The sequence below is a fragment of the Microcoleus sp. F10-B2 genome (genome assembly GCF_036704965.1).
In the GTDB taxonomy this organism is placed as follows: Bacteria; Cyanobacteriota; Cyanobacteriia; order Cyanobacteriales; family Microcoleaceae; genus Microcoleus.
Genome location: NZ_JAUBTB010000034.1, coordinates 42,173 through 68,366, shown reverse-complemented (window position 1 = coordinate 68,366; position 26,194 = coordinate 42,173). Strand labels below are relative to the sequence as shown.

General features: G+C 48.1%; 20 protein-coding genes. 9 read left to right on the top strand and 11 right to left on the bottom strand.

Features of this window, described 5'->3' with window-relative positions; translation table 11 throughout:
* Positions 1-361: 361 nt before the first annotated feature.
* On the bottom strand, positions 362-649 hold the full coding sequence (locus QUA99_RS15245) for a hypothetical protein (protein WP_333237969.1): 288 nt from the start codon (positions 647-649) through the stop codon (positions 362-364).
* Positions 650-1,037: 388 nt separating this feature from the next.
* Between QUA99_RS15245 and QUA99_RS15240 the strand changes: the two genes are divergently transcribed.
* From QUA99_RS15240 to QUA99_RS15205, 8 genes are all read left to right on the top strand, one after another.
* Positions 1,038-3,836, top strand: a complete 2,799-nt coding sequence (locus QUA99_RS15240) for an ATP-binding protein (RefSeq protein ID WP_333237971.1) — start codon at positions 1,038-1,040, stop codon at positions 3,834-3,836.
* A gap of 1 nt (position 3,837) precedes the next feature.
* On the top strand, positions 3,838-5,742 hold the full coding sequence (locus tag QUA99_RS15235; RefSeq protein ID WP_333237974.1) for an EAL domain-containing protein: 1,905 nt from the start codon (positions 3,838-3,840) through the stop codon (positions 5,740-5,742).
* Between the two features lie 489 nt (positions 5,743-6,231).
* On the top strand, positions 6,232-7,800 hold the full coding sequence (locus QUA99_RS15230; RefSeq protein ID WP_333237976.1) for a protein kinase domain-containing protein: 1,569 nt from the start codon (positions 6,232-6,234) through the stop codon (positions 7,798-7,800).
* A gap of 522 nt (positions 7,801-8,322) precedes the next feature.
* On the top strand, positions 8,323-8,655 hold the full coding sequence (locus tag QUA99_RS15225) for a DUF6825 family protein (protein ID WP_333237978.1): 333 nt from the start codon (positions 8,323-8,325) through the stop codon (positions 8,653-8,655).
* 114 nt (positions 8,656-8,769) lie between these two features.
* On the top strand, positions 8,770-10,539 hold the full coding sequence (locus QUA99_RS15220; RefSeq protein WP_333237980.1) for an AarF/ABC1/UbiB kinase family protein: 1,770 nt from the start codon (positions 8,770-8,772) through the stop codon (positions 10,537-10,539).
* A 418-nt stretch (positions 10,540-10,957) separates the two neighbouring features.
* A complete protein-coding gene (locus QUA99_RS15215) occupies positions 10,958-11,689 on the top strand; it encodes a PP2C family serine/threonine-protein phosphatase (protein WP_333056054.1) in 732 nt (243 codons plus the stop codon).
* Positions 11,690-11,772: 83 nt separating this feature from the next.
* The gene (locus QUA99_RS15210) at positions 11,773-12,975 is read left to right on the top strand and encodes an anhydro-N-acetylmuramic acid kinase (protein ID WP_333237982.1); all 1,203 of its coding nucleotides are present in this window, start codon (positions 11,773-11,775) and stop codon (positions 12,973-12,975) included.
* 98 nt (positions 12,976-13,073) lie between these two features.
* A complete protein-coding gene (locus QUA99_RS15205) occupies positions 13,074-13,505 on the top strand; it encodes a hypothetical protein (protein WP_041622499.1) in 432 nt (143 codons plus the stop codon).
* A gap of 195 nt (positions 13,506-13,700) precedes the next feature.
* On the opposite strand, the gene QUA99_RS15200 is transcribed toward QUA99_RS15205, so the two are convergent.
* The 10 genes from QUA99_RS15200 to QUA99_RS15155 form a co-directional block, all read right to left on the bottom strand.
* Positions 13,701-13,949 carry a hypothetical protein gene (locus QUA99_RS15200; protein ID WP_333411433.1) on the bottom strand — a complete coding sequence of 83 codons (249 nt, stop codon included), beginning with the start codon at positions 13,947-13,949 and terminating at the stop codon, positions 13,701-13,703.
* Entirely contained in the window at positions 13,942-14,139 is a 198-nt protein-coding gene (locus QUA99_RS15195) for an NblA/ycf18 family protein (protein ID WP_006635253.1), read from the bottom strand. Before QUA99_RS15195 ends, QUA99_RS15200 begins: the two co-directional genes overlap by 8 nt.
* A gap of 478 nt (positions 14,140-14,617) precedes the next feature.
* Positions 14,618-15,346 (bottom strand): biopolymer transporter ExbD, encoded by a 729-nt coding sequence (locus QUA99_RS15190; RefSeq protein ID WP_333237986.1) that lies wholly within the window; start codon positions 15,344-15,346, stop codon positions 14,618-14,620.
* Between the two features lie 15 nt (positions 15,347-15,361).
* Complete coding sequence (locus QUA99_RS15185; protein WP_333237988.1) at positions 15,362-16,147, bottom strand: MotA/TolQ/ExbB proton channel family protein; 786 nt, start codon at positions 16,145-16,147, stop codon at positions 15,362-15,364.
* A gap of 241 nt (positions 16,148-16,388) precedes the next feature.
* Positions 16,389-17,639 carry a ribosome small subunit-dependent GTPase A gene (gene rsgA / locus QUA99_RS15180; RefSeq protein WP_333237990.1) on the bottom strand — a complete coding sequence of 417 codons (1,251 nt, stop codon included), beginning with the start codon at positions 17,637-17,639 and terminating at the stop codon, positions 16,389-16,391.
* Complete coding sequence (locus QUA99_RS15175) at positions 17,636-17,926, bottom strand: sulfurtransferase TusA family protein (protein ID WP_333237992.1); 291 nt, start codon at positions 17,924-17,926, stop codon at positions 17,636-17,638. The genes rsgA and QUA99_RS15175 overlap by 4 nt, the downstream gene beginning before the upstream one ends.
* A gap of 291 nt (positions 17,927-18,217) precedes the next feature.
* Positions 18,218-19,345 carry a molecular chaperone DnaJ gene (gene dnaJ / locus QUA99_RS15170; protein WP_333042223.1) on the bottom strand — a complete coding sequence of 376 codons (1,128 nt, stop codon included), beginning with the start codon at positions 19,343-19,345 and terminating at the stop codon, positions 18,218-18,220.
* A 132-nt stretch (positions 19,346-19,477) separates the two neighbouring features.
* Positions 19,478-21,616 (bottom strand): molecular chaperone DnaK, encoded by a 2,139-nt coding sequence (gene dnaK / locus QUA99_RS15165; RefSeq protein WP_333237995.1) that lies wholly within the window; start codon positions 21,614-21,616, stop codon positions 19,478-19,480.
* A gap of 290 nt (positions 21,617-21,906) precedes the next feature.
* Positions 21,907-22,692 carry a nucleotide exchange factor GrpE gene (gene grpE, locus QUA99_RS15160; protein ID WP_333237997.1) on the bottom strand — a complete coding sequence of 262 codons (786 nt, stop codon included), beginning with the start codon at positions 22,690-22,692 and terminating at the stop codon, positions 21,907-21,909.
* 1,015 nt (positions 22,693-23,707) lie between these two features.
* A complete protein-coding gene (locus QUA99_RS15155) occupies positions 23,708-23,932 on the bottom strand; it encodes a hypothetical protein (RefSeq protein ID WP_333238000.1) in 225 nt (74 codons plus the stop codon).
* A 195-nt stretch (positions 23,933-24,127) separates the two neighbouring features.
* Between QUA99_RS15155 and QUA99_RS15150 the strand changes: the two genes are divergently transcribed.
* Positions 24,128-26,134 (top strand): GspE/PulE family protein, encoded by a 2,007-nt coding sequence (locus tag QUA99_RS15150; protein WP_333238002.1) that lies wholly within the window; start codon positions 24,128-24,130, stop codon positions 26,132-26,134.
* The last annotated feature ends 60 nt before the right edge of the window (positions 26,135-26,194 follow it).

Sequence of the window (26,194 nt, the reverse complement as noted above, 5' to 3'; positions counted from 1 at the left end):
ATTGACTTGCGCGAGATAAATTCGGGGGCTTGAGGATTTGAGATTTTAGATTTTGGATCGATCCCACCGATCGATCGCGTGGCGGGTACCACCTTTGAAATTCGCTTGTCAGGTTTCACAAACAGTCAAGCTGATGGATGACTGCTGCCACAACTATCAACACCTCTTCAACGAAGTTATAAATTACGAATCTTTTAAGTTCCTCCCTTTCTTTAGGATTGTTATCAAAGATACAGAGTAAAACCTTACATGAAATAGCCAATTTTGGTTATCCGATAGCCAATCATTACATCATTTTTTTCCAAAGGCGATCGGGGACAGCAAAGCCTTAACAGACAGCCGAGCCAACTTCATCTATAAGTTAATTGGCGAGCAATAAATCCTTCTGCTTATTGATGAAACTGGAGATGTCAATAGTCCTGGACGCATCGGGGCCGGTGAAACCGGGTTTTTTACCGAATCTCCAGTCTACAACCCGTCTTTTCGTAAAAAAACCCGCTTTCTCAACAATCGTGCGTCCAGGACTATACCCCTCCGATCGAAGCAGCGAAGTCAGCACTATATCGCCGATCGCCCCGCGGCGTTTCCGGCGATCGTGCAGCCAGATCTTTTTTAGCTTCCCACCAGATTCAACCTGAACTAATGGCATTGTTGAGTTTAGGATTGATTCAGGCTCTCTGCACTCTAGAGTATTAGGACTTACGCATAGATCCCCCAAACGCTTGACAAGGGTGCTTTCAAGTGGTTTGGGGGAGCAGTTCCCCCTTTTTGAAGCGGTTTCCCCCTTTTTAAGAGGGGTTCTGGGGGTCAGGGTGGCTCTGAGGGCCACGATGGTTCTGGGTTTCAGGCCGTATAGTGCGTAAGTCCTGACTATAATTGTATGCTTAGATCAATTCCTATTGAGGTCAAGACCTACAAATCAATGGATGTGTACTCAAGAGAAAGGGAATAAAGAATTTCCCTGCAGGAAACTTTAAATGATTAAGGGTGAGCGACTGTAGTTCTTGAAACAATCCAAATACTAAAATGACTCCGCCATGACACTAATCGCAAGTGAAAATGAACTTGCAGAAAGCCCTCAAAAAATCCCGCTGCGCCTCGTCTTAGTCGTACCATTCGTCCTGCAAATCTTTGTCGCTGTGGGACTGACAGGTTGGCTCTCACTACGCAACGGCAAAACTGCTGTCAACAACGTTACTAGCCAATTACGAACTGAGGTACTCGCCCGCATCAATCAACAACTAAACACTTACTTGGAAACCCCCCATTTGGTCAATGCCATCAGCGTCGATGCCATTCGCAGATTTGGGTTGTGGAATCCAGACAATATGGGTTCTATGAGAAGCTACTTCTACTGGCAGCTCAAGCAATTTTCCACTGTTAGTTACATCAGTTTTGGAGGGGAAAAAAAAGAATATGCGGGTGCTGGATATAAGGATGATGGCAGTGTGGTTATTGAAATAACCGATCGCTCTACTAATTTTATCAATACGATCGTCCGCGTAGATAGAGAGGGCAACCCTACTCAGTTTAAGGAAACCCACCCAGACTACGATCCCCGCATCCGACCCTGGTATCAAGCCGCAAAAGTTGCAGGCAAACCCCAATGGAATAAAATTTATCAATATTATATTCAACCTAGCCTAGGAATCTCCGCTAGCGAACCTGTTTACGACAAAAATGGCACTTTTATAGGAGTTGTAAGTACCGATCTGTTTCTCTCAAAAATTGGCGATTTTCTCCAAACTTTAAAAATTGGTAAATCCGGAAAGACTTTCATCATAGAACGCTCTGGCTTGCTAGTGGCTTCTTCCACCCCCGAGAAGCCATTTATCAATAAAAAAAATCGCAAAAAAACGCAAAGATTAAAAGCGATTGAAAGCAGCGTGCCTTTGATCCAGGGAACAGCGCAGCATTTAATAGAACGCTTTGGTAACTTCACCGAAATAGATAGCAACTCGCAACTCGAATTCATGCTAAATGGTCAGCGAGAATTCGTGCAAGTATGCCCATTCCAAGATGGTAGAGGTCTTGATTGGCTGATTGTGGTAGTCGTTCCAGAAGCCGACTTTATGGAGGAAATCAATGCCAATACCCGCAGCACTATCCTACTCTGCGTTTTAGCGTTAGTGCTAGCGACGCTGTTAGGAATTCTCGCTTCCCGCTGGATTACCCATCCTATTTTTTGTTTGAGTACAGCGAGTAAAGCGATCGCTAGCGGTCAATTAGACCAAAAAGTAGAGGTAAATGACATAAATGAACTGGGAATTCTAGCTCAATCTTTTAACCAAATGGCACAGCAATTGCGCGAGTCTTTTGCTGCTTTAGAAAAAACCAATTCAGATCTAGAAAATCGAGTAGAAGAACGGACAACTGAGCTAAAAGAGGCAAAAGTTGCCGCTGATACTGCTAACCACGCCAAGAGCGAATTCCTCGCCAACATGAGCCATGAACTCCGTACTCCCCTGAACGGAATTCTAGGATACGCTCAAATTATGGAACGCGATAAAAGTATAACTCCTAAACAAAAAGATGCGATCCAAGTTATTCACCAGTGTGGTTCGCACTTACTTACTCTGATTAACGATATTTTAGATATTTCTAAAATTGAAGCAAGTAAAATGGATCTTTACAGTTCAGCTTTTAATTTTCCTTCTTTTCTGATGGGAGTTGTGGAAATGTGCCGCATCCGAGCCGAACAAAAAGAAATTACATTTAATTATCAAGTATTAAATCAACTTCCTCAGGCAGTCAATGCTGATGAAAAAAGACTGCGCCAAGTTTTGATCAACCTTTTGGGCAATGCTATTAAATTTACAGAAAAGGGTGGTGTTATTTTTAAGGTAGGCGTAATAGGTGAGGGGGAAGACTCCGACCAATCACCACTTACTAAAATTCGTTTCCATATCCAAGATACTGGCGTGGGAATGGCACCAGAACAGTTAGAAAAAATATTTTTACCGTTTGAACAAGTCGGAAATATTCAGCAGAAGGCAGAAGGCACCGGGTTAGGATTAGCGATCGCACAAAAAATTGTTCAAATGATGGGAGGCGAAATAAAAGTCGAAAGTATACTCGGTCAAGGCAGTATTTTTTATCTCGATTTAGATCTGACTAAATCATCTGAATATATTGAGCAAAATTCGCTCTATAATTCAATTAATTTAAATGGTTTTAAAGGAAATAAAAATAAAATTTTGGTTGTAGACGATCGATTTGAAAATCGAGGTTTTCTGATAAATCTTTTAGAACCACTAGGTTTTCAAATCATGGAAGCTTGTGATGGACAAGAGGGCTTAGATAAAGCTGCTGAGTTTAAACCAGATCTGATTATCACAGACTTAGTGATGCCAGTAATGGATGGATTTGAAATGTCGCGGCGCTTGCGGAAATCACCAGATTTTAAAGATGTAATATTGATAGCATCCAGCGCCAGCGTGTTTAACTTCGATCGGCAAAATAGTAAAGACGCAGGTTGCAACGAGTTCGTGTCAAAGCCGATACAAGTAGAAGAATTGCTAGAATTATTAAAGACTTATTTGCAAATAGAATGGACTTACGACCTTCCTGCTGATTTGGCGGACGAACAGCAGGAAGGTTTCACTAATTTATTAAATGTTCAGAGTAGTGAGCTGGTGATACCGCCATCAACAGAGCTGCTAGCGCTGTTTAATGCGGCTCGGATCGGCGATATTGAAATTGTTGAGCAGGAAGCCAATAGACTCAAGCAGATAGACGGTAACTATCTACCATTTGCTAATAAAATCTTGCAATTTGCGAAAAATTTTGAAGAGAAAGAACTACTAGCTTTTATGAAGATCCATTTTGGGAAATAAAATGTTTAACAAAAATGAAAATGTAATTTTAATTGTTGACGATAACCCGAATAATCTAAAACTTCTGTTCGATTTTTTGAAGGAGTCAGGCTTCAAGGTTTTAGTGGCTAAGGATGGGGAAAGTGCTATTGAAAAGCTACAAGAAGTTTCGCCAAATATCATATTGTTAGATGTGATGATGCCGGGGATAGATGGGTTTGAAACCTGCTACCGCTTAAAAGCATCGGTGGCAACGAAAGATATCCCTGTGATTTTTATGACAGCTCTTACCGATCGCGTAGATAAGGTTAAAGGTCTGTCAATGGGCGCAGTAGATTATATCACCAAACCCTTTGAGCAAGAGGAAGTCCTAGCCCGCGTGCAACTACACCTGAGACTGCGAAATTTGACCAAGACTCTGGAAGAACAAAATACGCTTCTCAAACAGGAAATTGAAGCGCGAAAAGAAGCGGAAGCCGCCTTGCAGAAACTCACTTGTGAGTTAGAGGAACGGGTGGCTTCTCAAACGGCTGAACTTACGCAAACCGTCAACGAGCTTCAACAGGCTCAAGTTCAGTTGTTGCAAAGGGAAGAAAAATTAGGACATGATGCTTTTCACGACGCGCTAACGGATTTGCCTAACCGCGCTTGGTTTATGAATCGGCTGCAACAGGCGATCGGCAAGGTGCACAGACGTGAAGATTATTTATATGCGGTGCTATTTATTGACCTCGATCGCTTTAAAGTGGTCAATGATAGCCTCGGACATTTGGTTGGGGATGAATTACTAAAAAGCGTTGCTCGTCAACTGCAAGCTTCTTTACGCCACACAGATGCAGTTGCGCGGTTTGGAGGAGATGAATTTGTGCTCTTGCTAGAAGATATCAAAGATATTGACGAACCAACCAGGGTGGCTGAACGCATCCAAAACCAATTAAGGCAGCCGTTTAATTTGAATGATTATGAAGTATTTACCGAGATCAGCATTGGCATTATCCTGAGCACAATGGATTACGATCGCCCAGAAGACGTACTCAGAGATGCGGATATCGCAATGTATTATGCTAAAGCTCAAGGCAGAGGGCGTTACGAAGTTTTCGATCCAGCGATGCAAGCTGTTGCGATGACGCGCTTGCAGTTGGAGAACGACTTGAGAAGGGCGATGGTGCTACAAGAATTTTGCGTTCACTACCAGCCAATTGTCTCCCTTTCTACGGGGCAACTGAGTGGTTTTGAAGCTTTAGTGCGCTGGCATCACCCATCTGGAACCATCTACCCGCCTGCCGAGTTTATCCCTGTGGCTGAAGAAACTGGTTTGATCAATGAACTGGGGTGGTGGGTTTTGCACGAAGCTTGTCACCAGATCCGTATTTGGCAGCAACAGTTTCCCCAAACACCTCCCTTGGCGATTAATGTCAATCTTTCCCCCGTGCAGCTCAAACAAGTCAACCTACTCAATCGAATTGAGGAGATTTTGCAGCAGACTGCCCTTCCAAGCTACTCTCTAAAACTAGAGATTACTGAAAGCTGCATTTTAGAAACAGTATCCAGGGAAGAAAAGATGTTGAAGCAGATAAAAGCTCTAGGCATTCAGTTGTGTATCGACGACTTTGGCACGGGCTACTCTTCTTTAAGCCGCTTACACGAGTTTCCCATTGATACTTTAAAGATTGACCGCTCTTTTGTCAGCCGCATTGGGGCAGACAACAGTGGCGTAGAAATTATCCAGACGATAGTAACGCTGGCTCGCAGCCGAGGTATGGATATCGTGGCAGAAGGCATAGAAACGCCAACACAGCTACAGAAACTGAGAGAGTTGGGGTGTGAGTTGGGGCAAGGATATTTATTTTCTAAGCCTGTAGACAGCTTCCAGGCAACCGAACTATTAGGCCTAAAAGTAGGGGTACTAAGCTGGCCTCCGATCTAGTTTGCCTCGATAAATTTTATGAAACTCTTGCAGTGTACGCTGCCCGTTGGGCGGTGCGGAATCTGGGTTGAAACTCTACTGTAGTCAATACTCTCCCTCTTCATTTCTTCAAGCTCAAGATCGCCCTCAGATCATTTTTATCATCATAAAATTGCTCGCAAGTCAAAAAAAAGTCTAAATTTTTACAAAAATCGGCTAATTGTAAAGAGTTGATAAAACAAAGAGGGGTTACACCCCTCATAAGTTATAGTCACATATATAGATGCACCCTGATGGCTTTCCCGTTCCACAAGAGCGGGATTTTTATTGGACAGCCGGAGCGTTAGTTTCACAATACCTACTACAGATAAAATGACGTAGGGATGCAAAGATTAAAGATATAGCAGAGCTCAAGCTCAAACTAGGGCGCAGATCGATCGAACCTCACCCCTAACTCTGCGAAATAACCCAAAGGCGGTAGCATAGTTTGGGAAACGGCATCAACTGAAGATGAACTTAGCGCCAGCAACAGTCCTGCAACAGGGCAAATACAAAATTAACGCGACTTTAGGCATAGGAGGGTTCGGCATCACTTACCGAGCTATCCACACCCATTTAAACCAAACCGTCGTACTCAAAACCCTCAACGAAAGTCTGCGCCAACACCCAGAATCTGCCCAATTCCAGCAGCAGTTTATTGCCGAAGCCCAACGCCTGTCGCGGTGTCAGCATTCCAACATAGTCAGAGTCATCGACTTTTTTGAAGAAGCCGGACAGTCTTTTATCGCAATGGACTACATTCCGGGCCAAACTCTCGCCCAAATAGTCGAAACCGATCGGCCGCTGCCAGAAGCCCAGGCCGTGCACTATATTCGGCAAATAGCCTCAGCCTTAAGTACCGTTCACCACAGCGGATTGCTGCACGGAGATATCAAGCCAGAAAATATTATCCGGCGAACCGATTCTCATCTGGTAATGTTAATAGATTTCGGCATTGCTCGCGGCTTTACCGCTGGCACCAAACAAACCCACACTAACTTGCTCTCGCCGGGGTACGCGCCGATCGAACAATACCTCTACGACGGTAAATGTACACCGGCGACAGACATCTACGCGATCTCCGCCACCCTCTACTACTTGCTCTCCGGTGTAGCGCCCGTAGCAGCACCCCTGCGCGATCGCATTCCCCTGGCCGAGTTGCGGCAATTTCAGCCGAACCTCAGCCCGGGAATCGAGCGAGCCATCCTTCAGGGACTCGAAATCGACCCCCACAACCGCCCTCAGACAGTGGAAAATTGGCTCACCATGCTGCAAGAAACAGAGCGAGTACCAGCAAAAAGAAAAGGCAAGCAAAGTCTGCGATTGCCCGCACCTCCCCCGCCGCAGTTGACTTTGCTGGCGTTTGTCGTCACGGCTGCAATTGCAGGCTGGATGGGTTTTGACCTAGCATCGCACTACAACAGCACCAGTCTCAGCAATAGTCCCAAAATTGAGTCCTTCCCATCTCTGGAAGATTTGCTCAAATCCCGCGATTTGTCAGGGCCGATGTTCGGGCAGCCGTCTGTCGAAAGCAGCCCTCTCTACCCGATCGAACTCAACAAGCGCCCTAAACCGCCCTTAGAAAGCAGCAACATTCCCGAACAGATCGAGCCCTCTGAAACTAGCGCCGAACCTTCTGAGTCCCCAAGCCCGGAAACTCCCGCCCCGGATCCCGAACCCCTACCTGAGCCATCCCCGACGCCCGAGCCCCAAGAGCAGCCTTCTGAGTCACCCATTCCCGAGCCTGAAACCGAAATCGAGCCAGCACCCCAACCAGAACCCGCACCGGTACCGGAAGTTGCGCCCCTGCCGCCAGAACCGCCCGCCGCACCCGCCCCGCCTGCCCCTGAGAGTCCTAGCGCTGAAACCTTGCCGCCGTCGGAATCCTCGCCACCAGAACTAGCGCCGCCGACCGAGCGATCGCCTGAGCCTGCGGTACCCAGTCGCAGTGGCAGCAATTCAGATAGTTCGATCGCACCTGATTCACCACCCCCTGTGGCAGATCCCGCAGTGCCTTTTCCTGAACCTGCGACAAATTAGTATTGTTTGTTGTGTTCCTTAAAAGTGCGGACAAATACTTGGTTTTATGAGTCAGCAAATAGGCGATCGGTAGTGGAGATAATAATGCCCTTCGTCGCCAACGACTATCTCGCAAAACCTGCGGTAGAATCGAAAAATCCCAACATTCTAGCTCAGAGTTTATTGAATATTTCCTATTCCCTCTGCAATCCAAATCCCCGCAAAAAAATGCAGGAGTGTTTGATATTTTGATTTAAATTATGTTAGAATATGTGTGCGGCACTGAGGTGGTGTGATGTCGCGTATTACTGCTGCCAAGCTGCAAACCTTTTGGTACAAAGCAACCCCAACCTCGAATTTTAGCCAGTGTAAGCGAGGCTTGGGGGCTAAGCCGTTGCGCGTTAGACTGTTCTAACTCTCAAGAATCCCATCCCCGATCGAGGGGTGGGAGTGTCAATTCCCCCAAACTTGCTTTCTTTGGGAACAAGCACCATCGGGGACAAGCAAGTTATAATTTGTTGCGGAAGCGCACAGAGATTTTTTATGAGTAAACCCCCAGTTCATGCTTTTTTTGTAGGCAGAGCACTTGCCGAAGCACTGTACGAGCAATTAGAAAGCGCAGCAACCAACGCTTTCTCTGAACTCGGCAAATTTGACGCAGAACAAAGAGAACGCCTGCGGCAGTTCACCGATCGAGTTGTGGAACGGGCTAATCGAGCTTCGGAGGAGGCGATGCAGACCAGAACTGGCACTGCAAGCACCACCACCATTCAAGACATCCATCCTGCAGAGTTGCAAGCGACTATTGACGAGCTGCGCGCCGAAGTCGCCCTGGTGCGATCCCAATTGCAGCGCTACCGCAGCACTTTGCCCTAGCGCTCGATTCGACCAAAACTATTATTTACGACTACGCGAGCGCACAGCAATGCGCTCCTGCGCTCCTACCTGCAATCAAAGCAACAACATAAAATAAGCAATTTGGGAACCCAAGTGTCTGCTCTCCTTGATGACTCTGTTAATCGCCAGCGCTCAAACAAGCGCACTCGCGACGGCGATGAGCCAAAAACTGCTGCTGGTAAATCCTACAAAAGTAAAGCTTATCGCTGGAATCGCGAAAAATACTCCCGACAGCGGCGCTTCTTCGACATTTGGGCCTTTGTCTTGCTCTGGCTGGCTTCCCTGTGGCTCGACAGCAAAAATTGGAGCTACTGGGGAGGCGTGACTGAAGAAAAGAAAGTTGCCAGACGCCGCTTTCAAGCTATCTGGGTTCGAGAAACACTCTTGGATTTGGGGCCCACTTTCATTAAAGTTGGGCAGTTATTTTCCACCCGCGCCGATTTGTTCCCAGCAGAGTTTGTCGAGGAACTTTCTAAACTGCAAGATAAAGTGCCTGCTTTCAGCTACGAGCAGTTGGAGGTAATTGTCGAGCAAGATTTGGGCAAGACAGTTCAAGAACTCTACCGCAGCTTTGACCCGGTGCCACTTGCCGCTGCCAGTCTGGGTCAGGTACACAAAGCTCAACTGCATTCGGGCCCGGAAGTGGTGGTCAAGGTGCAGCGGCCGGGACTGCGGAAGCTGTTCGAGATCGATTTGCAAATTCTTAAGGGAATTGCCCGCTACTTTCAAAACCATCCTAAGTGGGGTTACGGCCGAGATTGGATGGGGATTTATGAGGAATGCTGTCGCATTCTGTGGCTGGAAATTGACTATCTCCATGAAGGCCGCAATGCTGATACTTTTCGGCGCAATTTTAGCAACTGTGACTGGGTGCGGGTGCCGAGGGTTTATTGGCGGTACGCGGCTCCGCGAGTGCTGACTTTGGAATACCTGCCGGGGATTAAAATCAGCCACTACGAAGCTTTGGAAGCTGCCGGTATCGATCGTAAATTAATCGCTCAGTTGGGGGCAAAAGCTTATTTGCGGCAGTTGCTCAATGACGGCTTTTTCCACGCTGACCCACACCCCGGCAACATCGCTGTTAGTGCTGACGGTTGTCTGATTTTCTACGATTTTGGCATGATGGGTCAAATCCAGTCGAATGTCCGCGAAGGACTGATGGAGACTCTCTACGGCATTGCTTCCAAGGATGGACAGCGGATTATGGATTCTCTGATCGATTTGGGAGCTTTGGTGCCTACGGGTGATATGAGTCCGGTGCGCCGCAGCATCCAGTATATGCTGGACAACTTCATGGACAAGCCTTTTGAAAATCAATCGGTGAGCGCGATTACGGACGACCTTTACGATATTGCCTACAACCAACCTTTTCGCTTCCCAGCTACTTTTACTTTTGTAATGCGAGCTTTTTCTACCATCGAAGGGGTGGGCCGAGGTTTAGATCCCGAATTCAACTTTATGGAGGTGGCACAACCTTTTGCCATGCAGCTTATGAGTAATGGAAATGGGCCTGATGCAACTAGCAGTATTTTTAATGAACTCGGCCGTCAGGCGGCTCAGGTGAGTTCGACTGCATTGGGTTTGCCCCGCCGGATTGAGGAGACTATTGACAAACTCGAACAGGGAGATTTGCGGATTCGCGTCCGTTCTGCTGAAACAGAGCGCTTGCTACGTCGCATGAGCAGCGCTCAAATGGGTACGAATTATGCTTTGCTGATGAGTGCTTTTACTTTGTCGGCAACAATTTTGTTTGTCAGCAATCAAGTCTGGCCGGCTGTCGCTGTGGCAGTGCTGGCGGCGGGTGCAGGGTTTGCTATGCTGCGTTTGTTCAAGCGGATCGATCGTTTAGACAGGATGTCATAATTGTGCAATTTGGGATTTGAAATTTCGGGTTTGAGATTTCTCGCCAGCCAAAATTTGACCTCGAAAGTTAAGTTTTGGCTGGCTGACAACTGATTGCTAAAATTTACCGCACTTACACGCTTTGACGCTAAAAACCCCGTTGCTTCCTAGATTTATCGCCAGCTAAACCTCTGATTTTGTGTATAAATCCTGTTTTTTTTTGCAGGTGCTGCTTAATTTACTGGATTTACCGAAATTTTAAGACGGGATTACCATCATATCGATCTACAATATGAGGTCAAGGTAGTGCAATTTTTCCAAAACTCGCGATCGCGGGGTGCAAAAATTTCAACTCCCGTTCGGGATTTAAGTTTTGGTAGAAAACATCGCACCCAATTAAATCAAGCTTTCAAGTTCGATGAGTCCAATCACCCAATCTATGAAACGCTCTTTCGCAGGTAAGACAGACACAGGGCTAGTTCGTTCCGTAAATCAGGATTCGTACTACATAGACTCTGACGGGCGATTTTTCATAGTGGCCGATGGAATGGGAGGACACGCCGGAGGTCAAGAAGCCAGCAGGATTGCGACTCAGGCGATTCAATCTTATTTGCTCGAACATTGGGAAGGGCCTGAGGATTCTCCGCTGTTGTTGGAAAAGGCTTTTTTAATTGCCAATCAAGCAATTTTGACGGATCAGCTCGACCACCCCGAGCGTGCTGATATGGGTACTACGGCTGTGGTTCTAATGTTTAGGGATGAGGGCCGACCCTGGTGCGCTAATATAGGGGACTCTCGCTTGTACCGACTGCACGGCTCTCGCTTGGAGCAGATTACTGAAGACCAGACTTGGGTGGCTCAGGCTGTCAAAAGAAAGGCCCTAACTCCTGACCAAGCTCGCAGTCATCCTTGGCGTCACGTTTTGTCCCAGTGTTTGGGCCGCGATGATTTGCGGGAGATAGATATTTTGCCGGTGGACGTGCAACCTGGGGATCGATTGCTGCTGTGCAGCGACGGCTTGACTGAGGAACTGTCGGATCCTTTGATTGCTTCGCCTCTGAAGTCGATTCGCGCCTGCGAGGGCGCTGCAAATGCTTTAATTCAAGCAGCTAAGGATAAAGGTGGACGCGATAATATTACTGTGGTGATCGTGACGATCGACCTCAAATAATATCCGATCGCCCGATCGCACCCGACCCTCGAAAATCGAAAAATTGAACAATCTAAAATCTAAAATCTAAAATCTAAAATTGAATGACCCGCGTTATCGGTTTGATCAGCGGCACGTCGGTGGATGGCATTGATGCTGCTTTGGTGGATGTCGTCGGTTCCCACACAGACTTGAAAGTGCAATTGGTGGCCGGCAACACTTTCCCTTATCCTGCTAACTTGCGAGCTCAAATTCTCTCGGTTTGCAGCGGCTCAGCTTTGTCAATGGCTGAACTAGCCGAATTAGATGATGCCATCGCCCAAGAATTTGCCACTGCTGCCTTGACAATTCAAGCAGAATATGATAAAGCCGAATTAATCGGCTCTCACGGTCAAACCGTCTACCACCGACCTGCCGGGAAAGACCAAAAAGAGAGCGCTGGTGCGTTGATGGGCTACAGCTTGCAACTCGGGCGGGGCTCGCTAATTGCGAAATTGACAGGCATTACTACTGTAAGTAACTTTCGATCGGCAGACATTGCAGCAGGCGGTCAAGGAGCACCCTTAGTGTCAATAGTTGATGCTTGCCTGCTGGCAGAACCCAACCGCAGCCTCTGCATCCAAAATCTCGGCGGAATTGGCAATGTTACCTATCTTCCGGCCACGGGAAAAGGGGAAAACCAGGACGAGTCAGAAATTTTGAGTCTTGGGGATGGCATATGGGGCTGGGATACAGGCCCGGGGAATTCCCTCTTGGATTTGGCAGTACAGCACTTCTCAGGGGGCACTAAGACGATCGACGAAGGTGGAGCTTGGGCGGCATCGGGAACTCCCTGTCAAGCTTTAGTCGATGATTGGCTCGCATCAGAATTCTTCCGCCAAGCACCGCCGAAATCTACGGGACGAGAGTTATTTGGTGTAGACTATTTTGACAGGTGTTTGGTCGAGGCCCAAGGTTACAACCTCAGTCCTGCTGACGTGCTGGCTACTCTGACAGAACTGACTGCGGCCTCGATCGTTCACAGTTACCAAACTTTTTTACCGGCTATGCCCGATCGAGTTTTACTATGCGGGGGCGGCAGCCACAATCTCTACTTAAAACGCCGATTGCAATCTCAATTGCACCCAGTGCAAGTGTTGACTACTTCTGAGGCAGGCTTGAATGTAGATTTTAAAGAGGCGATCGCTTTCGCGGTTTTAGCCGCATGGCGGGTTCGGGGCATTCCCGGCAATCTGCCTCAAGTTACTGGTGCCCGAGCACCGGTACTTTTAGGGGAAATTAACTCTTGTTGGCACAGTTGGGCGTGATAGCATAGAGTCTGAGGGACAACGGCTGTGCGTTGTTGCACCAGCATTGTAGCCAGCAGCAAAAGCATAGGAACAGCACTGTGGCTCACACGTTTTTAATGGAATCTGGCCAATGGACGCTCGAAGGAAGCTGGATTGAGCGCAATGGCGTGCCAATTACGGTTAAAGGCAAAACTTTAGTGAGCTGGAACCGAACAGATTGGTTCAGTATGGTGACGAAACTGGTGTTTCCTGGAGGCGATCGCGAAGAGATTATTTTGCAGTACCGAGGACACCTCAACAGCGATGAACGGCAGTATACTTTTGTACTCCAACACAGCGAACTCGGCCGCGTCGAGGGCGAAGGTTGGATTGCTCCCCAGTCGATCGTCCAGCGTTATTGGGTATTGGGAGACGAACGCCAGCGACGGACGGGTTTTGATACCCTTCACCGCGTTGATGACAACCGCTACTACCAATCGAGCGGCATCATGTCTGGTCATTACTTGACGAGTACAATGGAGGCGACTCTGGAACGTCAGCCAGAATAACTCTTTCTAGAGTCTACATTTGCGAGTTCTATGGTTTGATGTGAAAATTGAAGGTTTTGCTAGTCGGAGGTCGCGCTCAGATGTCCGACTAGCGCCATTGTTGTCAAACCTCATCCGCTGCAAATAAACACAAATATATTGAATTTGTTAAAAATTTAATTGGTTAAAAAATTAACAATTATTATTAATTAATAGTTATCCCATTTTTGAGTCGAGGCGCGATAAATTATCTTTGCACTCTCCGGTGATGTCAATAAAGAAACTGCTTAGCTTGACTCCCACATAGAGTGAAATCCACAAAGAAACTGTCAAATTTTCCTCACGTCTGTACAGAGGCCTTCTACCTTCTGCCTTCGAGTGACGCCCCATCACCCCCAACTCCTTTCCGCCTGAGGGAACAGAGTAAGAGACGGAGGTCGCCGACTGCGACTCTTTGCTACTCAACACCTGGGTTAGGTTCTAAACCCCAGTGGTGTTTCAGAAAATGGCGGTACATGGTTTCCCGCAGCATCATTTGCTCGTAAAGCTTGACCAAAAACTCCTGAGCTTGTTCGCGGCTCATGTCACTTACCTGTGTTTTAAAGGAACACAGGCTAAATTGCTGTTCCAAAGACAATTCTGCTGGTTGGCTCATGACTTTGACTCCTCTGTAAGTAAAGGTGACTTAAAAGTGAACACCTGGATTAACCAGATTTGTAAATTGTTTCAGCGATCGACCCTTGGTTTCGGGATGCCCGATGGCCCATCTGGCTTTAGTCTATATTACAAAAGGTAACAATCATTTGACAAAATTACCATCTGTCCCAGGAAATAACTTAGTTATAGAGATGGCGAAATGCCTGCAAAAGTTCCTTCCGCAGGCATATACAACTGTATCTAGTTGTGAAGAGAAAAAAGGCTCAGTACGAACCAAAAGAATTGAAGCGCTTTATACCAAATCCGGCGGTGAGAATCTCGGCGAGGGGGAGAGGGGGAGAGGGGGAGAGGGGGAAAATTTCTATTTCTCTGTTCTCCCTTCTTCCTTCTCCCTTCTTCCGACGGACATCGGACTGACATCCGTTACATCCGTTACATCCGTTACACAATCCGTTGCCGAACCTTCTTCCTTCTAACTAATTCGAGGGCCCGACATTTTGCGGTGGAGTAACCGCTCCGGGTCTTAAATTGGGAGCAGCGGGTGCAGGCGAAACAGGAGGAATGCCCTGATTTTGCCCAGAGTTGCTAGGCTGGCCGGGAGCCGGGAGAGGAGATTGAAACTGATTGGGATTGAACTGCTGCTGCCCGGGAGCGGGGAGAGGGGATTGAAACTGATTGGGGTTGAACTGTTGCTGCCCCGGAGGCACAGGAGACGGCAGGGGTTGACCGGAATTGCCGATCGCAGGTGCCGCAGGAATGCCAGAATTGGGAAGCGAGGTATTGGGCAATGGAGAAGGAGCCGAACTAGGAAGAGTTGCCAGGGCAACTCTATCGCCGCCTACCTCTCTCAATTTATCTAAAACCTCGACAACTTTGGCATATCTAGCATTTTGAGGAGCGTACAGCACCATCAACCCCGCAGGATTTCTGCTTTGGAAACTCTTTAAAACTCGATCGAGTTGTTGGTAATTAACAGGCAATTGGTCGATATAAGTTTGCCCGAAATCGTCAATGCTGACAATCAGCATCTCTCGCATCTGCGTTTGTCCAGTCTTCGCTTTAGGCAAATCGACATTAATGGCTTGCTGGCGAGTCAGTTGCAAAGCTGCCAGCAGAAAAAACGTCAGAATGCAAAATATCACGTCAATTAAAGGCACCAGTTCAATCCGAGCCTCTTCAGCAGGAGTATCTAAGTGAATCTTCATCAGTTCTCCTTGGTTCTAATTATTAGAAGGTGAATCTTCAGCCGGATCGGAACCTTTCAATTTCGGCTCCCGATTCCGTTCTCCCGATTCTTGAGAATTGAGAGAACGCCTGTTCAAACCATCTGCACCAAAAGAAGAATTGCTGTATTCTGCACCGGGTGCTCGACCTTTAGCATTAGCTGCCGGCCAGTATTGCCTGTACAGCAATTCCAGTTCATTTCCAGCTTTGCGAAATATTTTTGCCTGGTTGAACAAAAAAGCTTGAAATATCCGATAAAACACCAATGTAAAAATTGCTACTACCATCCCTGAAGCAGTAGTAATCAGGGCTTCGCTAATCCCCAAAGTTACGCCAGTTGTTGCCGCCGTGCCAATGTCGCCCAGACGGATAGAACTGAGCGAGTTAATCAAGCCCAAAACTGTTCCCAGCAAGCCCAGCAAAGGGGCTAGAGCGATCGTCGCTTCTAAGATTTTGTCACCGCGCCGCATCGAAGCCAACTCTTCATCGGCTGCTGCTTCAAGTGCGAGTCGAAACAAATCTGGTTCGGGATTGTAGAGCCGCAGGGGTGCATAAAGAAATCGCCCGATCGGCTGTCGGTTTGCTTGTCTGGCAATCTCGTTAGCCGCCCCCCAATCGCTGCGAGCCGCATCAAGAATCCGGTTAACTATCTGCTTTTCTTTGCTCAGGAGACTCGCCCAAAACCACAAGCGCTCGATAATTGTGCTCAAAGATAGAATCGATAACACCAACAGGGGCCACATGGCGGGGCCGCCTTTTTGAAACAGTTCTTGAATATTCACAATATTTTTGCTCCTGCAGTACCCGCTAACTTTTGCTTCTGTTCTACTTTTTTTAACAAATCTAAGGCCATTTAATTTTAGCTATTAATGTACTCAGGACTTACGCACCCGCGAGTAAAGAAAGCCGATTTTGCGAAGGGGCCCTCGGGGTGCAACCAAGTATTTTCGTCGAGGAAACCCGGTTTCTGGGTAAGTCTTGGTACTGTTTTCTAGTGCCTGCGGGCGATGGGTGGCGACTTCCTCACAATTCCTCTAAGTCTTGACACATATCTTGGAGTGACTGGTGTTGAAGGCGGCGGGAAGAGCGGCGATATTTTTTAGTTTGCAGCTTCGGTTCGTAATGCTGCGTACCATCCGACTTGGTTTGCTGCTTCAAACTCGATTCGGCGCTACTAGAGTTTTGCTCTTGTTGCTGGCGGACGATCGCCTCTTCGAGAAACTGCAAGTAATATTCATAGCGCTCCCAACCGCCCCGCACGACACAGTTAGGCTCGTCTCGGTGCGAACAGTCGCTAAACTGGCAGCTACCCGAAGCCAGCCTCTGGCGAGCTTCTGGGAAATATTCAGCTAACTCTGAGGGATCGCATTCGAGAGCCGGCTGATTAAAGCCCGGAGTATCAGCCAAGAGTCCGCCGCCGGGGAGTTCAAATAGTTCGACGTGGCGAGTCGTGTGCCGTCCGCGGCCGAGTTTGCCGGAAACAGCGTTCACTCGTAGGTTCAGCGCCGGGATCAGTTGGTTGATCAAGCTGGACTTGCCAACCCCAGAAGGGCCACAAATTACCGTTATTTTTCCTTGCAAGTGCTGCAGAAGGAAGTTCGGCAACGGGCTATGTACGGGATTTAACGGAGCTAACCGATCGACCGAATTTGCAACTAGGGGATTATTCTCAAAAGTCACGCTCGATCCCTCTCTTTTCTCCTTTAAGTCATGGTAAGCTGGTTCTTGGGCAGAAACTTCATTTTTACTTTCTTCGGTGGTTTCCTGAACTCCTGCGCCGTTGCGGACGCTAATAAACATTGGTTCGTAGCCCCAGCCTGACAGCCGATCGCGCCACTGTTCCAACTCCCAGGAAGTGACCAAATCGCATTTGTTCAGGCACAAACTCACCTCTAAACCTGTAGATTCGGCCTTGACTAAAAACCGAGTTAATGATGCGGGGTCTAAGTCTGGTTCGGCGAGGGCAAAAACGAGGAGAATGCGATCGGCATTAGCTACAGGCGGGCGGTTGAGTTCTGTTTGGCGCGGAAAGACTTCAGAAATTGCACCCCGGCGGTCAGTCCAGTCCGGTTCGTCTACCACCACGCGATCGCCCACCATCACCTGTTGGCCAATTTTTTTCAGTCGAGTGCGGCGAGTACAAAGGAGAGTCGGAGAATCAGCCAGGGGGGTATTTTTCCCGTCAAGGGAAACAGCCGGATCTAACCTCACTTGGTAGAAGTTAGCCTGAACAGCAATTACAGTACCGACGATCGAGGATGAATTCAGGCTCATCCTGCTTCCTTGTCTTCTGGGCGCTGGACTTTCATAGCAAAAAAGCCCGACTCCGGCTCATCTGCGACAAATTGCGTTTCGAGAATCTGGTAGCCTTCCATTTTGAGACTGTCGGGCACTTGTTCGATCGGCTCCCCAGCGTCCAGCCACACCTCCAAAACAGCACCCGGTGCCATTTGCTCCAAACGCAGTTTAGTGCGGACAAAATTCAGAGGACACGGAGTACCCCGCAGATCGATTTTGGCATCTGGGGATTTGGGATTTTCAATTTTCGATGTTGAATTCATAATAATTTTTGCAATCTCAAATCCTGAAAGCCTTACTTTTTTAAACAAGTTGCCTGGAAACTGGAGAATCTAAAATTTTCTTTCCAATTGGACACAGACTATTATTCTTTCTGAAAAAAGTGAGCGCAATAGCGCTCACTTTTTTGAGCGCTGCTAAAACGCAATGCCCAGGAAGCGTCCCACCTGAGATTTTTGTGAGCAATTGCACACAATTTTTTGACAGATACTAAAACAAATGGCTGGGGAATCTTCAAACAGGAAAATTTGACACCAATTGGTGTCAAAAATTGCTTATTTCTGAAACAAATTACCCAGAAATCCTTCCAAGCCGCCTTTACCGGTACGATCGCCCTTCAGCTTAGCAAGCTGCATCAGCAATTCCCGTTCCTCAGCCGTCACCTTAGTCGGAATGTCAATAGACACCGTAATCAAATGATCGCCGCGACTGACTGGATTTCCCAACCGAGGCACCCCTTTTTTCTCCAGAGTCAGAACAGTATTTGCCTGAGTTCCGCTAGGAATCAACAATTCCGTCGGCCCGTCTACGGTTTCCACTTCCAACCGGCACCCTAAAATTGCTTGCAAATAACTAATCTTAACTTCCGAGCTAACGTTAGTGCCGTCGCGCTTAAATAGCGGGTCTTCATTCACCGCCAAGAACACGTAAAGATCCCCGGGCGGCCCGCCCAGTTTGCCGGCATCCCCTTCATTGGAAACGCGCAAGCGAGTACCGTTGTCAACCCCAGCCGGAATTGTGATTTTCAGCTTTTTCATCACTTCTTTCTGGCCTCGGCCGCCACAAGTTTCGCACTTGTCCTCAATCACTTGCCCGGTGCCGTTGCAAGTGGGGCAAACTGAAACTTGAGTAAAGCTGCCGAAAGGAGTGCGGGTAGCGCGTCGGACTTGACCGCTACCGGTACAAGTCGAGCAGGTTTGGGGTCGGGTTCCCGGTTTTGCACCAGTCCCGGTGCAAGTTTCGCAGGTTTCTAGATGCTTGATGCGGAGTTCTTTTTCCCCACCAAACACGGCTTCCCGAAAGTCCAGGCGCAAATCGAGGCGCAAATCGTCTCCGCGCACCGGGCCGCTGCGCCTGCGACCTTGCTGTTGTTGGCCGACACCTCCCTGAAAGCCCTGAAAGAAGCTTTCAAAAATATCGGCAAAGCTGTCACCAAAGTCTTGGAACCCAGGTGCGCCTGCACCGCTGACGCCTGCTTCGCCGAAACGGTCGAAACGGGCGCGAGTTTCGGGTTCTGAGAGTACCTCGTAGGCGCGGTTAATTTCTTTAAACCGCTCCTCGGCACCGGATTCTTTGTTGACATCTGGATGGTACTTGCGAGCTAGGCGGCGGTAAGCACGCTTAATTTCTTCTTTGTCTGCGCTGCGAGAAACGCCTAATATTTCATAGTAATCACCGGCCATAGAGCTGCTTGCCTGGAGGTAAATAACAAAAAGTGTACGAAAAAGAAACGGGCGACCTTTCCTGAAATTACAGATTAAAAATCAAAAATTCTCATTGTTAATTTTTAACTTTTAATTTTTAGCTTTTCAGTTTTAAAGGAAAGGATTCATATCATCAACTTCTGGTTCGGGAACCTTCTGTTTTTGTTTTGACTGTGGATTTGACTGTGGATTTGGCTGTCGTTTTGACTGTCGTTCCGGCTTTGGTTCCGACTTTGATTCCGACTTTGATTCCGGCTTTGATTCCGGCTTTGGTTCCGGCTTTGGTTCCGGCTTTGGTTCCGGCGGAGCTTGGTGCGCCACCAGCAGCTCTTCTGTCAGCAAAATGCTGTCGTCGTCGGCTTTAACCTCTTCTGGTTCTGATTCTACTTCTGACCTCATCTCGCTTTCAACAACAGATCCTGACGGGGCTATCCCGCTGCGGGCTTGGTCGTAGACTGCTGTCCCCAGCGAGTATAGCAGTTGCTTGAAAGATTCGATTGCGGGCGTGAGTTCCTCGACTGTGATCTCGGGGTTAGTCATCGCTGCCCGCAAGGCTGCTGCGGCTTTTTCCGCTTCGGCCTTAAGGTCGTCGCTCAGCAGTTGCGCGTTGGTTTTTAAAGTTACACCACAATTATAGACGAGGGAGTCAGCTTGATTTTTGAGTTCGACGAGTAGAGCGCGCTTGATGTCCTCGTCGGCGTAAAGTTCGGCTTCTTGTCGCATCCGCTCAACTTCGGTTTCGCTCAATCCCCCTGTATTGGAAATTTGGATGCTTTGTTCTTTTCCGGTGCCTTTGTCTTCAGCAGCCACTTTGAGAATCCCGTTGGCATCGATTTCAAAGGTAACTTCGATTTGAGGTACGCCGCGGGGGGCTGGGGGAATGCCTTTGAGCAGGAATTTGCCGAGACTTTTATTGTCTTTAACCAATGCCCGCTCGCCTTGGAGGACGTGAATTTCTACCGAGGTTTGCCCGTCGGCCGCCGTGCTGTACATTTGCGATCGACTGGTGGGAATAGTTGTATTGCGCTCGATTACTTTGGTGAACACCCCGCCCAAGGTTTCGAGTCCCAGGGAGAGCGGCGTCACATCGAGCAGCAGCAAGTCTTTGACTTCACCGCCCAACACTCCGGCTTGAATTGCCGCGCCTACGGCTACAGCTTCGTCGGGATTGACTGATTTATCGGGAGAAACGCCCCCAAAATACTTGCTAATTGCCTTTTGAACTGCCGGAATCCGGGTTGAGCCTCCCACTAAAATAATCCTGTCTATGTCTTTGGGGGTCAAACTTGCGTCTTTGAGGGCTTGAGTCACCGGATCGATCGTCGCTTGCACCAAATGAGCCACCAGTTTTTCAAACTGAGCTTTGGAGAGCTCCATTTCCAAATGTTTCGGCCCTTTGTCGTCAGAGGAGATGAAGGGCAGATTGATTGATGTGGATTCCCGGTTGGAGAGTTCAATTTTCGCTTTTTCGGCAGCTTCTCGGAGGCGCTGCAAGGCCATTTTGTCTTGTGAGAGGTCACTGCCTTCTTGAGTCCGGAAAGCTTCTACCAGCCACTGGACTATGCAGTCGTCAAAGTCATCTCCTCCGAGATGGTTGTTGCCGGAGGTAGCGTTGACTTCAAAAATTCCGTCTCCCAGTTGCAGGATCGAAACGTCGAAAGTACCGCCGCCCAGGTCAAAGACCAAGATTTTCTGTTCTATATTTTGCTTGTCGAGCCCGTAGGAAAGTGCTGCTGCCGTCGGTTCGTTGACGATCCGCAGGACTTCGAGCCCCGCGATCGTACCGGCGTCTTTGGTAGCTTGCCGCTGGGCGTCTGTGAAGTAGGCGGGCACTGTAATCACGGCTTGGGTAACAGTTTGTCCCAAATAAGCTTCAGCATCTTGCTTGAGCTTTTGGAGTACCATTGCCGAGATTTCTTGGGGAGTGTGAACCTTGTTCCGAATTTGGACGTTAACGGTATCGTCTTTGCCTTTTATGCAGGTATAGGGAGTCCGCGCTCGTTCTTCTTCCGTGTCGTCCCACCGCCGTCCGATAAATCGTTTGATACTGTAGACAGTATTTACAGCATTAGTTACAGCTTGCCGCTTGGCCAATTGACCTACTAAGCGATCGCCCGCCTTGCCAAATCCTACTATGCTCGGAGTTGTGCGCCCGCCTTCGGAATTGGCGATCACGACGGGTTTACCGCCCTCTAACACAGCTACGCAACTGTTAGTCGTGCCTAAGTCAATTCCAATAATTTTTCCCATAGCGCCTCATAAAACTTTGTGGGATGTTTGGAAATCTCCAACTACAAGTTGGGGGATGAAAAACGACTCAGCTTGTCAAAACAAGCATCACCAGACCGGATTTTTAGGAAATAAACTTGATGCCCTAAGGCAATATCAAAGACGGGTAAAAACATTTTTCAGAATTTTTTGAGCAAGCGCCGACCTGCTTTTAGTCATGAATTAAGAATTTGGTTAATCTGCCGCCTTGGGGCCCCCGAATTATATTCGGGGGTCAGTGACTTTGAGGAATGCAGTAGCTTGTATCCCGATTAACTTTCCGAACTATCGGGATTTTCATCTGAGGCTACCACAGATAGCCCAGCCGCTGCAACTTTCACTTTGGCGTGCCGCAAGACGCGATCGCCCAGAATGTAGCCGCGTTCTAGTTCTTGGATAATTGTTCCTTCCTCGTGTTCGTCAGTTGGCTCGCTCAGCAGAGCTTCGTGGAGGTTGGGGTCAAACTGTTCGCCTTCGGGGCGCATCGGAGAAACCCCGATTTGCTTGAGGCTATCTACCATTTGCTTGTAAACGCTTTGGTAGCTTTTGTGAATGTTCATTTCGCCGTCGGTTTGCGGCTTGATGTGCGATCGAGCGCGCTCGAAATTGTCAATTACCGGCAACAGGGGTTTGATCGTGAGACACCTTGCCTGTAAATCTAGCTCTTCTTTTTCCTTTTGGGTACGCCTGCGGAAGTTTTCAAAATCTGCTGCTAGGCGGAGATTTTGATTTTTCAGTTCTTCTAGTTGAGCGGATGCGGCTTGCAACTGAGTTTTTAAAGCCTCTTTTTCCTCGGTTACCTGCGCCAGTTCATTCTTCCAAGGCTCCGCCGCGTCTGCAGTCGGGCTGTTGGTGGAACTGCCGGTGATAGTATCCCCTGATGCGTTTGCTGGCGGGCGATCGGCCTGAGCACTTTGATAAGCTCGAGCAAGTTCGAGCTCCCAATCGGCTGCTTCGTTTGCTGGTGCCGGCGGATTTTCGCTTGCCATTGGCGAACCCTCTGGGGTTTCCCCTGTCGAGTTAGGATCTCGATCTTGCTGTTTTTCCTCGTCAATCATAAAAGCTGCGCGACAGAACCCTATCAATTCTAGCAGATACCTTTAACCCGGTAAATCTAGACAACTATAATTTATTGTGTATGGCATCATCTAATTCATAAAAAATCTCGCCCAATATGGAGGCATCTCTCAAAGCTTCCAATATTTTATTGAAATGGTTGTTTCTTTTTCTTTCGATAGTATGACCGCTGTTTTGGCTGACAGAACGTTTGTTGCTTTCTACTTAGGAATTAAAACCATCGCATTTAGATCGAGTTTAAAAATTGTATTTTACTGTTACGTTTGCTAGAACAATTACCGAGTATAAGGCTTGATGCTTCAAAGTTGACTGCTAACAATAGTTAGTTAAAATTTTCCGTATTCCCGGCTGTTTTAATCGCCAAAATCTGCTTGTATTTTACCATTGGTTGCATTGGCAAATTTGCCAGAAATATGAATTTGTATTTAGTGACTGAGTGGTGAGCTATCTGCGCTTTTCTCACTCACATACGACGCTGTGAATTTTGAGGGAAATTGGGGCGGAAGTTTTTATAATTAGGTACCGAAGTCGCTTGAAAGCTCGAATTTATGCCAGTCAAATGACAGAAATTACCTGGTTTCGGGGAGGTGCTGCTCTGTAGATACGATTGAGATATAATTGGGAGCATCTCAATGAAAGCAGCCAAGCTAGAACTCTCAGTTTTGAGGCAGAACGGCCCGAGGCTGCGAGGCAGGAGGAAAGAGGAAGAAGGAAGGAGCCAGGAGAAGTGTTGTTACAAATATGAGATGCTCCCGATCTAATTTGCCTGTTTCCAAGATTTTTGAACCGTCCAGCTTACGTGACTAAGGTTCGCACACCAAGGTACAATCTAAGTAATATTTGCTGACCAAAAAGTAGATCTGCTCAAAATTTGGGCTGGGGACTCATGCAGCCGACGATCCAGCACTGACCGATCGCAGATAATTAATCAAAATATATTTCAAAAGGGCGATCGAGGCTTTCGTAAAAGCTATCATCACAGAACATAGCTAATCTTTAATTTAGTACAGCTAAGCGCGCCACTACAGGCGCTGTAATTTGACCGAACAATTTGGGAATATAAAATGAGAGTGGGAAGGCGACACACCCCGCCCCGCTTTTCTCTCCCGGTACGGGCAATCCCCAAGTGATTTGCCCTGAGGCTATAACGATAGTATCCCGCAAGTTAATCAGGTAAGCAAGCAACTTAGCACTCAACGAACAAAATGTGATTGCAAGCATCGGCAAATCTCTCCAACGTCTCGTCAATTTGTGGACGAAGCTTAGAGGGGACTGCGAGCTTACACTTGACAGATAGGGATTGAGCAAGAAAATGATAGCCGATCCACAAGCAAAAAATACCGGGGTTAAAACCCCGCGTTGGTTTTCCTCTCAGCACTCTTTGTGACTGAGTTTCCCACCTATTGAGTGTTTTTTATGACTAGCACATCCCCGCCTCGCTCCACATCCATAGTTGCTCTGAGCCAATTTACTCCGGCTATCACCAAGATGATTCAGTCGGGTTACGTCAACAGCGAGCAAGTGAAGCAAGCTCAAATTGAAAGCCAGAAGTCGGGCAAGCGTTTGACGGAGGTATTAGAAGCACTTACCGGGCAGCCGTTGCCTCCAGAATTGCTGCGACTTTACAAGAAGCAGCAGATGTTTGAACGGAAGATAGTCTACGGCGTTGAAGCATTTGACCCGGAGATTAGCGAAATGTCTAACGAGCAACTCGGAGTGATGCTAGACGGGTTGAAGATTTCGATCGACATTTGTCACCAAGGTCGGTTTTTACCTGTAGCGAGGACTGAAACTGAGCCTCCGGCGATTATGGTGGCAATGGTAGATCCCGACAACCTCAACGCCATAGAAGATTTGCGGCGGATTTTACAGCCTCACGGTTTAGCTTTGCAGCGACGGGTGATTACGCCAGACGACTATCAGGACATAACTTCGGCCTATCAAGAAGACCAAGTTAAGGTAGCAGCCAAAATGGCAGCAGCCGAAAAGCAGAGAAAGATGGATTTAGGGGAGGGAGACTTTGGCGAACTCTCGCTAGAAGAGGAGAGTGCCGACCAAGAAGACCTAGCTAATACCTTGGATGATGCTGAGGCCGCTCCGGTAATTAAGGCGGTCAATATCATTTTGGCTAAAGCTTTGTCAGAAAAGGTCTCTGACATCCACGTAGAACCTCAAGAAGAGTTCATGCGGATTCGGATGCGGAAAGACGGGGTGCTGCAAGAGTATTTCCGGTTTCCCAAGCAGGTAGTCGCATCAATTACGGCTCGTTTCAAGATTATTGCCAACCTGGATATTGCCGAACGCCGACAAGCTCAAGACGGTCGCATCCGCCGGGTATTTGAGGGACGCACGGTGGATTTCCGGGTGAACAGCTTGCCTTCGCGGTACGGCGAAAAAATCGTGCTGCGGATTTTGGACAGTTCCAGCACTCAGTTGGGTTTGGGTTTGTTAATCTCCGACCAGGAAACTCTGGCTTTAGTGCGAGAGACTGCTAGTCGGCCGTTCGGACTGATTTTGGTGACGGGGCCGACTGGTTCGGGCAAGTCAACTTCTCTGTACTCGATTCTGGCGGAACGCAACGATCCGGGGATTAATATCAGTACGGCGGAAGACCCGATCGAATATGCTTTGCCGGGGATTACCCAATGTCAAGTAATTCGGGAAAAAGACTTGACTTTTTCCAACATTCTGCGGGCGTTTTTGCGGCAAGACCCTGACGTGCTGCTGGTCGGGGAAACGCGGGACAAAGAAACGGCAAAAACTGCTCTGGAAGCTGCTTTGACGGGACACTTGGTGCTGACGACGCTGCACACGAACGATGCGGCCGGGGCGATCGCCCGTTTAGACGAAATGGGCGTAGAACCCTTCATGGTTTCGGCGGCTCTGTTAGGGGTGTTGGCTCAGCGTCTGATGCGGCGCGTTTGTGACAAATGCTGCATTCCTTACCAGCCTACCGCTGAAGAACTCGGCCGGTACGGTCTGTCGGCTTCTCAAGAAATCGATCTGACTGTAAACAGGGCTAACGTTGTCCCGGTGGAGGAAAGGAAGCAACTAGCAGAACGCGAGCAACTTTGTACCAAGTGCGGCGGCCTAGGCTACAAAGGACGGGTAGGGGTTTACGAGTTCCTGAAAAATACTGAGCGGCTTCAAACTTTGATCACTCAAGGAGCTCCCACAGAGCAAATTAAGGAAGCAGCAGTAGAAGAAGGGATGAAAACCTTGTTGGCTTACAGCTTGCAGTTGGTGCGGGAAGGCGCGACTACTTTTGAAGAAGTCGAGCGAGTGACATTTACAGACTCGGGCCTGGAGGCTGAACTGAAGGCCAAACGCAAGCAGGGACTTACCTGCAAAACTTGTCGGGCAGAATTGAAGCCGGAGATGCTGGATTGTCCGTACTGCTTGACGCCGCGCTTTTTGGATTGATGCTGCAGTTAACTGTTGACTGTTAAATGTTGAGTATTAACTGTTGACTGTTAACTGAGC